This window comes from Thermomonas sp. (genome assembly GCF_035369645.1).
Taxonomy (GTDB): domain Bacteria; phylum Pseudomonadota; class Gammaproteobacteria; order Xanthomonadales; family Xanthomonadaceae; genus Thermomonas.
In genome coordinates this window covers 28,084-34,601 of record NZ_DAOOUM010000027.1, presented here as the reverse complement: position 1 = coordinate 34,601, position 6,518 = coordinate 28,084, and the positions used below count along the sequence as shown (strand labels likewise).

The following is a 6,518-nucleotide window of genomic DNA, read 5'->3' as shown; positions in this document are numbered from 1 at the left end:
ATCCGGCTGGTATAGAAAACCGCATGAACCACGTTGTCGGGAACAATGATGGTAGACAGGTCGGTAGAAACAGCGGCTTGCACTGAACGGGCAGGCGAGTAGGATTGAATCCTACACACCGATGACCTAGGCACTCCATGCGCTCGACACAGCAGTTCAGCATCACGCTCCCCAACGAAATGGCCGATGTGGTGAAAGCCAAGGTCGCCGCGGGTGAGTACGCCACTGAAAGCGAGGTCATCCGTGATGGCCTGCGCACCTTGATTGCGCGTGATCGCGCAGTGGACGCCTGGCTGCGCGAGCAGGTCGTCCCTGCTGCCCAGGCGCTTGCTGCCGACAGCCGCCGTGCCCTGACACCCGATCAAGTGCGCGCCAACCTAGCCAAACGCAGGCGTGCGGGCGCATCGACACCGTGACCTTCCGCGTCCGTTTCGCGCCGGAGGCAGAATCGCAGCTCGCCACCATCGAGGCGTACATCGCGAATGCATCCGGCTCCCCGGTGATTGCGGCGAACTACGTCGAGGCCATCATCGACCACTGCGAGCGGTTCACGCTGTTCCCGCAACGCGGCACGCGCCGCGATGATCTGTTTCCGGGTTTGCGCGTCACGCACTATCGCGGTAGCGCGGTGATCGCCTTCACGCTTGACCTCGACGCCGAAACCGTGTCGATTGTCGGCGTGTTCTACGGCGGCCAGAACTACGAGGCCACGATGAAACCTTCTACCGGCGAGAGGGAGAACCGGCAACGATGAACGCAAGAATCCGACCCGAGCGCACCACCCAGAACCGCGTCGTCGAGCTGTTCACCGACAAGGCGAGGCCGGACTGCCTTGGCTACGAGTACTTGGGCGACTGGAGCAAGGAGGAGTTCAATCACAACATTGAGCCTGAGTATCTTGCGGCCAATCTGAAGAAGCGTGGCTACAGCGATGTGCAAATTTCTGCGGCGCTGCGCCAGTTGCAGGCCGCTGCCGAGATCGCTGGCAACACGCTGTACGACGCCAACCTGAAAACCTATGGCCTGCTGCGCTACGGCGCCGACGTGCAGACCGCGCTGGGCGAGCAGACCCAGAAAGTCCACTTCATTGACTGGGCCAACCCAGACCGCAACGACTTCGCGCTGGCCGAGGAAGTGACCCTGCGCAGCGGGCTGGAGCGCCGCCCGGATATCGTGCTGTACCTCAACGGCATTGCCATTGCCGTCATCGAGCTCAAGCGCAGCAGCGTGGGTATGGCCGAAGGCATCCGCCAGCTGCTCAGCAATCAGGAAAAACAATTCAACGAGGGCTTTTTCAGCACCGTGCAACTGTTGCTGGCCGGCAACGACGCGCAAGGCGTTTACTACGCCACCGTGGGCAGCCGGGAAGCGTTCTACGTGCAGTGGAAGGTCGAGGCCGGGCTTGCCGGCGGCGAAGCCGGGGCGCTGCTGGACCGGCCGCTGGCGGAGCTGTTCGACAAGGCGCGGCTGCTGGATTTTCTGCACAACTTCGTGATCTTCGACGCCGGCATCAAGAAGGTGCCGCGCCAGCACCAGTACGCCGGCATCAAGGCCGCGCAGGTGCGCACGCGCAAACGCGAAGGCGGGGTGATCTGGCATACCCAAGGCAGCGGCAAGAGCATCCTGATGGTGCTCTTGGCCAAATGGCTGCTGGAGGACGACCCGGACGCGCGCATTCTGGTCATCACCGACCGCGACGAACTCGATGACCAGATCACCAAGGTGCTGAAGAACGCCGGGCTGGATTCCACCCGCGTCACCTCCCGCGCCGACCTAGTGGCCAAGCTGGGCGCAACCACGCCGCGCCTGCTGTGTGCGCTGCTGCACAAATTCGACACCACCGACCTGACCGGCCTGCCGCCGCCGGCGCACGGGCGCTTCTACGTGTTCGTGGACGAAGCCCATCGCACCCAGGGCGGCGACATGAACAAGCAGATGAAGCGCTGGCTGGGCGATGCCATCTTCATCGGCTTCACCGGCACGCCGTTGATGCGTAAGGATAAGCAAACCACGCACGACGTGTTTGGCACCTACATCCACACCTACAAATTCCCCGAGGCGGTGGCGGACAAGGTGGTGCTGGATTTGAAATACGAAGCGCGAGAAGTGCCGCAGCGGCTTGGCGACAAGCAGAAGATTGAGGCGTACTTCGCCGAGAAGACCAAAGGCCGAAACAACTTCCAGAAGGCTGCCCTGCGCAAGCGCTGGGCGACGATGGAGGAGCTGCTCAGTTCCGGGGAGCGCAAGAACCGCATCATCAACAGCGTTCTGGAGGACTTCGATACCCGTCGTCGCCTCAGCGACGGGCGCGGCACGGCGATCCTAGTGGCCGACGAGATCTACGACGCCTGCCACTATTTCCGCCTGTTCCAGAACACGGACTTCGGCAAGCATGTAGGCATCATCACCTCGTTCGAGCCCGATGCTGGCCAGTATTCGAAAGAACCGGCCGGCAGCGACTACCGTTACAAGTACGACACCTACCGGGATTGGGTGCTGAAGGGTTTCAGCAATACCGACACCTACGAAACCGAGATGAAGCGACGCTTCAAGGACGAGCCGGCCCACTGCAAGCTGCTGATCGTGGTCAGCAAGCTGTTGACCGGCTTCGACGCGCCCAGCTGCAGCTACATCTACCTAGACCGCAACCTACGCGACCACGACCTGTTCCAAGCCATTTGCCGCACCAACCGGCTGGACGGTGACGACAAGGACTACGGCTACATCGTTGATTTCAAGGAACTGTTCGGCAAGGTGCAGGAAGCCATCGCCGTGTACAGCTCCGACGAATTGGCAGTGGATGCCAACGACGGGCAGGACGGCAATGTCACCCTGAAGGACTGGATTGCCGAGGGCGCGAAGACGCTGGAAGAAAGCCGCGAGGCGCTGTTGCACCTGTGCGAGCCGGTGCTGGCGCCGCGCGAAGTGGAGCAGTTCATTGCGTACTTCTGCGGTGAGGCACAGGACGCCGAAGCACTGGAACAGACCGAGCCGCTGCGTATTTCCTTCTACAAACTGGTGACGGCCTTCGTCCGCGCTTGGGCCGACATCGGCAGCGAGCTGGCCAACGCCGGCTACGACGCGGCCACGATTGCCCGGCTGGAAAAAGAAGTCGCGTTCTACGCGGACATGCGCGGGGCCATCAAGAATTACTCCGGCGAGGAGTTCGACATCAAGCCCTTCGAGGGCGATATGCGCGACCTGCTCAACCGCTACGTGAAAGCCGACGATGCGCGCGAACTGGGCGACATGGGCGATTTGTCGCTGGTGGACCTGATCGTCAAGACCGGCATCCACGACGCCATTGCGCAGAAGCTCAACGCCAAGGGTGCCAGCAACAAGGCGGTGGCCGAGGGCATCATCAACAACGTGCGCAAGGCCATCATTCAAGAGCGCTTGACCGACCCACGATTCTTCAAGGAAATGTCCAGCCTGCTGGATGCGTTGATCAAGCAATCCCTTGCCGATGCGAAGAGCTACGAGGCGTTCCTGAAGCAGGCCGAAGCCCTGGCGAAAAAGCTGGCAGCACACGCGGCCGGTGGCGAGCAAGCCCCCGAAGCCCTGCAAGGCAAGCCCGAAGCGGCGCTCATCTACCGCAACCTGCCGGAGATTCTGGCCAAGCCTGTGGATGCCGCGCACATCGGTGATCCGCTACATCAGTACGACTTCGGCCTGATCGGCACGGCAGTGAAGATCGACACCCTGATGCGTACGGGTGTGCCGGCGGACTGGAAAGGCGACGAGATCAAGGAGCGGGCCGTGCAGCGCGCACTACTCGATGCGCTCGATGGCGACCGCGAAGCCATGCGCAAGCTGTTCGAGCTGGTCAGGAACCAACCCGGCTACCGCTAATGGACACCTTGCAGCTGGGCGACATTCAGATCGCAGTGACGCGCAAGGACGTCAAGCACGTCCACCTGTCCGTGCATCCGCCGCAAGGCCGGGTGACGCTGGTGGCCCCTACGCATTCGCGCCTAGAGGTGCTGCGCGCCTATGCCATTACCCGTCTAACATGGATCCGCAAGCAGCAGGCCGCCTTTCATGCGCAGGCGCGTGAGCTGCCGCGGCAGCATGTCACTAGGGAAAGTCACATGCTTTGGGGTCGCCGCTATCTGCTCGACGTGCAGTACGTGCAGGCCAGGCCCGGTGTGCTTCTTAACCACAAGCGCATCACGCTCAGTGTGCGCCCCGGTGCCGACGCGGCCAAGCGCGCAGCGGTGATGCACGCATGGCACAAGGCGCAGCTGCATGCAGTGCTACCCGAGATCATCCGCCTCTGGGAACCCCGTTTGGGGGTGAGTGTGCATGGCTACTACCTGCAACGCATGAAGACGCGCTGGGGCAGTTGCAACCACCTGCGCGGGCATATCCGCTTGAACACGGAGCTGGTGAAAAAGCCCCGGCACCTGCTGGAGTATGTGGTTGTGCACGAAATGGCCCACCTGCTCGCACCCACGCACGATGCGCGCTTCATCGCGGCGCTGGACGCGCACTATCCGCGCTGGCGCGAGGCGCGTGCGGAACTCAATGCGCTACCGCTTTCGGTCGGATAACTCTATCCAAACCCATTTCAAACCTATAACACGCGAGTGAAGTAGGACAATCCTGCCTCACGCCTAGATGCTGCATCCCTAAGGTATGGCGGAGGCTTTTCGTTTCTACCAAAGACGCTGGCATTAGGTTTTCGGTTACAATCGGCGAAGTTATAGGGATTTTGGCACCAAAAGCTCGCAATTGGCGATGAATCAATTGCGTGATCTGATTGTGATGGGGTGAGTGTCCTGTTCTAAGTTGGTTTCTAGGACGCGGGCACTCTCTCCGCCAATGTCGCAGGCGTGCTGCCAAATCCGTGCAGCGCTTTTCAAGCATGAGGCTTTGGGCAGGGCGGATGCAGCAGTTCATGAGCGAAAGCACCGAGATCCAAAGCACTGACGATATCCATTGGATGCAGCATGCGCTGGCGTTGGCTGCGCGTGCACGCGACGAAGACGATGAAATCCCGGTAGGCGCGGTGGTTATCGGCGCCGACGGAATGCTGCTTGGTGAAGGTTGGAATCGCAATATCCGCGAGCATGATCCCAGTGCGCATGCCGAAATCATTGCGTTGCGCGCCGCAGGGCGTGTGCGGGGTAATCATCGTCTGTTGGGGTGCACGATGTATGTCACTCTGGAGCCGTGTGCGATGTGTGCCATGGCACTGGTGCATGCGCGTATCGCGCGGGTGGTATTTGGTGCTGCCGATCCCAAAACCGGGGCAGCAGGGGGCGTGTTTGATCTTTTGCAAGATCCACGTCACAACCATCGGGTTGATGTCAGGGGTGGGGTGTTGGCGGAAATCGCCGGGCCGATGTTGACGGCCTATTTTCGTGCCAAACGCCACAAGCCATAGCGGCTTGGCTCAACGACTGCGCAGTTCCACGTCGCCCTGTACTTGGCCATCGAGGTTGACGACGACGCGGGCGCGCTTGCCGGCGTGGTAGAAACTGGCGCGATACAAGCCGGAATCCTCACCGGTGCCGCGTTCACACAGTTGGTCGATCTTTTTTTGTTCCAACAATTGCAAGAATTGGGCAGCATCCAACGCCAACGCAGAGGCAATTGGGGCCGCTTCTATCGCAATCTCAAGCTTGGGGTTGAGCGCGATAGGAATGGATTTGCGCGGTTTGGCAGAGGACATGACGACAGTGTGCGATGGGGAAGTGGGCGTGGCCCTGATGTGGATCAACGCAGACCGAAAATGACGCAGGGCCCAACGGGCCCTGTGTCTGGAGCAAACGTGCCGGTTGACTTAGTTGACGTCTTGCAAGTCACGAACTTGGCGCGGCACGCTGGCGAAATAAGCGGCTAGATCCGCAATTTGTTGATCATTCAGCCCCTTGGCTTGTGCGCCCATCACGTCGGCGGTGGCACCGGCGCGGGTACCGCTGCGATAGGCCTGTAGTGAGTGCCCAAGGTAATCGGCGTACTGGCCACCAATTTTGGGATACATGCCGTCGATGGGGGCATTGCCCTCGGCACCATGGCAGGACGTGCAGGCCGCAACGCCTTGTGTTCCCTTGGTGGCGATGTCGAGGCCGGCGGCGATGTCGCCCTTGGGCAGGCCGGCAGAAGACGATGCCGGTTCGGCCTCGGCAGCGGGATGTTCGCCTTCGGTCTTGCCACCGCAGGCAGACAGGGCAAGCGCGCAGGCCATGGCGAGCAGGGTCATGGAAGTCTTGGTCATGGCGCGGCTCACTTTTTCAGGCTGGACAGGTAGGCGGCAATATCGGCGATGTCTTGCTCGGAGAAGCTCTCCGCCTGGGCCTGCATCGTCGGGTGCTTGCGCTTGCCGGTGCGGTATTCGGTCAGCGCATTGCGCAGGTAAGTTTCCGACTGCCCACCAATCATGGGCACGTGGTAGCTGGGGTAAGCGTTTTTGTAGCCGGTCAAACCATGGCAGCCCTTACAGGTGTACACCAAGCCCTTACCGCGACTGGCGTCACCCGTGGCAACGGCCGGTGTGGCAACGGCCGGTGTGG

Annotated in this window: 8 protein-coding genes; 5 read left to right on the top strand and 3 right to left on the bottom strand. The window is 61.2% G+C overall.

Annotation, left to right across the window (positions count from 1 at the left end; translation table 11 throughout):
• Positions 1-137 precede the first annotated feature (137 nt).
• The 5 genes from PK789_RS06825 (at position 138) to tadA (ending at position 5,389) form a co-directional block, all read left to right on the top strand.
• Positions 138-416 carry a ribbon-helix-helix domain-containing protein gene (locus PK789_RS06825; RefSeq protein ID WP_324307940.1) on the top strand — a complete coding sequence of 93 codons (279 nt, stop codon included), beginning with the start codon at positions 138-140 and terminating at the stop codon, positions 414-416.
• Positions 413-754 carry a type II toxin-antitoxin system RelE/ParE family toxin gene (locus PK789_RS06820; RefSeq protein WP_324307938.1) on the top strand — a complete coding sequence of 114 codons (342 nt, stop codon included), beginning with the start codon at positions 413-415 and terminating at the stop codon, positions 752-754. The genes PK789_RS06825 and PK789_RS06820 overlap by 4 nt, the downstream gene beginning before the upstream one ends.
• Positions 751-3,852: a type I restriction endonuclease subunit R gene (locus PK789_RS06815; protein ID WP_324307937.1), complete on the top strand. Its 3,102-nt coding sequence runs from the start codon at positions 751-753 to the stop codon at positions 3,850-3,852. The genes PK789_RS06820 and PK789_RS06815 overlap by 4 nt, the downstream gene beginning before the upstream one ends.
• A complete protein-coding gene (locus PK789_RS06810; protein ID WP_324307936.1) occupies positions 3,852-4,553 on the top strand; it encodes a M48 family metallopeptidase in 702 nt (233 codons plus the stop codon). Before PK789_RS06815 ends, PK789_RS06810 begins: the two co-directional genes overlap by 1 nt.
• 347 nt (positions 4,554-4,900) lie before the next feature.
• Complete coding sequence (gene tadA / locus PK789_RS06805) at positions 4,901-5,389, top strand: tRNA adenosine(34) deaminase TadA (protein WP_324307935.1); 489 nt, start codon at positions 4,901-4,903, stop codon at positions 5,387-5,389.
• Between the two features lie 9 nt (positions 5,390-5,398).
• Here the strand turns inward: tadA and PK789_RS06800 are convergent, their stop codons facing one another.
• From PK789_RS06800 to PK789_RS06790, 3 genes are all read right to left on the bottom strand, one after another.
• The gene (locus tag PK789_RS06800; RefSeq protein ID WP_324307934.1) at positions 5,399-5,677 is read right to left on the bottom strand and encodes a DUF6522 family protein; all 279 of its coding nucleotides are present in this window, start codon (positions 5,675-5,677) and stop codon (positions 5,399-5,401) included.
• Between the two features lie 111 nt (positions 5,678-5,788).
• A complete protein-coding gene (locus PK789_RS06795) occupies positions 5,789-6,223 on the bottom strand; it encodes a c-type cytochrome (protein ID WP_324307932.1) in 435 nt (144 codons plus the stop codon).
• 8 nt (positions 6,224-6,231) lie between these two features.
• A partial coding sequence (locus tag PK789_RS06790; RefSeq protein WP_324307931.1) for a c-type cytochrome occupies positions 6,232-6,518 on the bottom strand: 287 nt, incomplete at its 5' end.

What these genes read in the sequence shown, in the direction of transcription:
- PK789_RS06825 (WP_324307940.1), top strand. Translation starts at nt 138, where the DNA reads ATGCGCTCGACACAGCAGTTCAGCATCACGCTCCCCAACGAAATGGCC.
- PK789_RS06815 (WP_324307937.1), top strand. Translation starts at nt 751, where the DNA reads ATGAACGCAAGAATCCGACCCGAGCGCACCACCCAGAACCGCGTCGTC.
- PK789_RS06810 (WP_324307936.1), top strand. Translation starts at nt 3,852, where the DNA reads ATGGACACCTTGCAGCTGGGCGACATTCAGATCGCAGTGACGCGCAAG.
- tadA (WP_324307935.1), top strand. Translation starts at nt 4,901, where the DNA reads ATGAGCGAAAGCACCGAGATCCAAAGCACTGACGATATCCATTGGATG.
- PK789_RS06800 (WP_324307934.1), bottom strand. Translation starts at nt 5,677, where the DNA reads ATGTCCTCTGCCAAACCGCGCAAATCCATTCCTATCGCGCTCAACCCC.
- PK789_RS06795 (WP_324307932.1), bottom strand. Translation starts at nt 6,223, where the DNA reads ATGACCAAGACTTCCATGACCCTGCTCGCCATGGCCTGCGCGCTTGCC.